Annotated in this window: 2 protein-coding genes and 1 pseudogene; all 3 read left to right on the forward strand. The window is 38.2% G+C overall.

Annotated elements, in window-relative coordinates; genetic code table 11:
* Positions 1 to 793 (forward strand): annotated as a pseudogene (locus WKT20_RS17780) (SusC/RagA family TonB-linked outer membrane protein); the annotation flags it as partial.
* A gap of 20 nt (positions 794 to 813) precedes the next feature.
* A complete protein-coding gene (locus WKT20_RS17785) occupies positions 814 to 2,364 on the forward strand; it encodes a SusD/RagB family nutrient-binding outer membrane lipoprotein (RefSeq protein ID WP_340417835.1) in 1,551 nt (516 codons plus the stop codon).
* A gap of 30 nt (positions 2,365 to 2,394) precedes the next feature.
* Positions 2,395 to 2,922 (forward strand): lipid-binding protein, encoded by a 528-nt coding sequence (locus tag WKT20_RS17790; RefSeq protein WP_340417836.1) that lies wholly within the window; start codon positions 2,395 to 2,397, stop codon positions 2,920 to 2,922.
* Positions 2,923 to 3,075: the final 153 nt, after the last annotated feature.

Raw genomic sequence — 3,075 nt, forward strand, 5'->3', positions numbered from 1 at the left:
ATTCACAAAGAACATGAGTGAAGTTAAAGAGTTGTGGGAAGGAACAGATGAATATTCTTATACAAACTGGCGTGGCGTGTACTATGTATTGAAGGTAGGTGAGCCGGTAGGTATGTTCCGTATTCCGGCAGCAAATAAAGTGATGGATGAAAACAGTCCTTATTATGGTTATAATATCGTGAACAATAACGGTTATCTTTCTGACAGTAATACAGAGTATGAATATGTAGGTAGTTCAGAAGCTAAGTTTAACATGGGATTTAATACCATATTGAAGTGGAAGGGATTTACGCTTAGTGCATCTGCTGATTGGAGAAAAGGTGGATATCTGTTGTCAAATACTTCATATATTTCTCACTTCAACGGAAACTCTACACAAACGGTATTTAATGAACGTAATTCGTTCATTTATCCGCATTCTGTAAAAGTGGTAAATGGCCAATATGTGGAAAATAATATTCCTGTTCGTGCAGATGAAATGTATAATGCATTAGGAAATTATTCCTATAGTCCGGAAGTACGTCGTCACTTTATTATTCCTAAAGATTATTTCAGACTGCGTGAAGTTTCACTTTCATATTCGTTCCCGAAATCCATGTTGGCAAAGACACCGTTCCAGCAGGTTTCTCTGGCTTTAGTGGGACGTAATTTGCTTCTGTTCACTCCGAAGGAAAATAATTATGTAGACCCTGAAGTGTCTAACTTGGGTAATGACTTGTTGTCTGAATTCGGTGAAACTACCGGTACAAGCTCTACACGTAATATTGGTGTGAATGTGAAAGTCGTATTTTAATCATTAAAGAATATTGTTTTATGAAAAGATATAAATTATTATATTCCAGTTTATTTGCCTTACTGATAGCTGGCACTTCGTTGACGTCTTGTAAAGATTACCTTGATGTGAACGATAACCCTAACTACCCGGTTACTACTACGATGTCGGCATTGTTGCCGTCTGCCTGTGCTTCTACTATTTCTCAGCTTGGGCTTTACGGTGATTTGATGGGAGATATGTGGCTACAGTTTACTACACAGGGAAATACCACCAACCAGTATAACACATTGTGTAACTATAGTTTGACTGTAACGTCATACAATGGCTTCTTTACAAATGCATACACCAATACGTTACCTGATTTGAAAGATGTAATTGCGATGGCTGAGCAAGAAGAAGCATGGGACTATTGGGTGATTGCTAAGGTGTTGACAGCCTATAATTATCACATGCTGGCTGACTTGTATGAAGATATACCTTTTACAGAAGCTTTGGATCAGGAAAAATATCCTTATCCTCATTATGATGATGGACATACAGTCGTTTATCCGGGAATCTTGTCATTGCTTCAAGAAGCTATAGATAAATGTCCTCAGGCAGCAGAGAAATCAAGTTCATACATTGATACTTATGATATGTTTTTGGAAGGTGATATAGAGAAGTGGAGAAAATTTGCCAAAAACTTGAAGCTGAAAGTTCTGGTACGTGATTTTGATGCAAATAAGCAGGCTATACAAGCTTTGTTGGATGAAAACGATTTTTTAGAAGACGATTGTGCTTTTACAAAATTTGAAGATGCCACAGATAAGGGAAATCCTTTGTATGAATATAATATTCGTCAGTTAAATACAAAGGTTAATATTCGTGCTTGTCATACTTTGGTTGAATACTTGTTGCATTATGATGACCCGCGTATTGCTAATCTTTATGAAGTGACTGCGGCTTCGAATGGCGAAGGTGAGAATTCTGATATATATGAAGGGCTTCCTTGTGGAAGTAAGCCCCAGACCAGTACGATAGCTTTGGTTGAATCGTCTGCATATACTCAGGCTTATGATGATCCTGTATATTTAATGAATAAGGCTGAAATCTTTTTCTTGGAGGCTGAGGCTTATGCACGTTTGGGAAATGCCTCTGCTGCGAAAGAGAAATACGATAATGGAGTAAAGGCAGCTTTTGACCGTTGGGAATCTACAGCTGGCAAAGGAGAAGAGTTTATTGCAGCAGGTGGTGCTTATGCATTTGATGAAACTTCTGAAGAAACGATGATGAAATGTATTATGACGCAGAAATGGATTTCTTATGCACATGCTAACGCACTGGACGGTGTATTTGACCGCAACCGTACAGGTATTCCGGCTATTAGTAGTGCAGCTACCGTGCGTGTTTCAGATGTGGCTTTGCAGCGTGAACTTACCCCAGGTTATGAATTGGGAACATTGGTGGCACCGGGTTCTTCTGTTTTACAGCCAACTGATTTTCCTCGTCGCTTATTGATACCTTCACGTTCTTCACAGTATAATCCTAATGCACCTGTGACGAAGAATTTGGAAGAACCAATGTGGTGGCAAGTAGAGAGAGGAAAGTAAATGATTAATGTTTTTGATTAGAATTGTTTTATGAAAAAGTTCAGATATATCTATATGTTGCTGTCTTGTTTGTGGATTTTGACAGCTTGTAATTCGGAAGATTTGAGTTATGATATTGAGTATACACCGATTCATCCATTAGGAGGACAGTATACGGTATCTGTATCGAGAAATGGAGCGGTTGTGGCTGAACACGTGGATTGCTTTTTAGCTAATACAAGTGATTATGATACGGATAAATGTTGGATTCGTATTGGGGCATATAATTCAGCTAATACTCCTGGCGATGCGGCAAAAAGCTATTTTATCAATGGTAAGATTTCATGCAATGTACCTGAATTGTCTTTTTCTGGTACGGACATTATGAATCTGGCAGGGAATGTAGCTTCTTCAGATGAAACTTTTACGTTGACCGATGGTAAGTTAGAGTTGAATGGAGCTACGGCTCCTTCTGGGACAGTATGTGATAAAATATCATTCACTTATACTACCACAGTTGATCCAGGTGTTACTTATACCGTTGAAGGGTATCGTTATACCGGATGGACAGAGGATTAAGGATGTTTTAATGTCTCTCTTTTAATTTGCATTTTGAAGGGGTTTCTCAGTGATGAGGGGCCTCTTTTTTTTATTTTATGAATTTTGTTAACTGCTTTGAATATTTCGCCCTGGTGGTTAATGTATGTTGTAAAACATTGTTTTTTAGCTTTG

Source organism: Phocaeicola sp. ICN-14070 (assembly GCF_037892625.1).
In the GTDB taxonomy this organism is placed as follows: Bacteria; Bacteroidota; Bacteroidia; order Bacteroidales; family Bacteroidaceae; genus Phocaeicola; species Phocaeicola plebeius.

Bases quoted from the DNA above. Each gene is read 5' to 3' on its own strand.
- WKT20_RS17785 (WP_340417835.1), top strand. From the start codon at position 814: ATGAAAAGATATAAATTATTATATTCCAGTTTATTTGCCTTACTGATA.
- WKT20_RS17790 (WP_340417836.1), top strand. From the start codon at position 2,395: ATGAAAAAGTTCAGATATATCTATATGTTGCTGTCTTGTTTGTGGATT.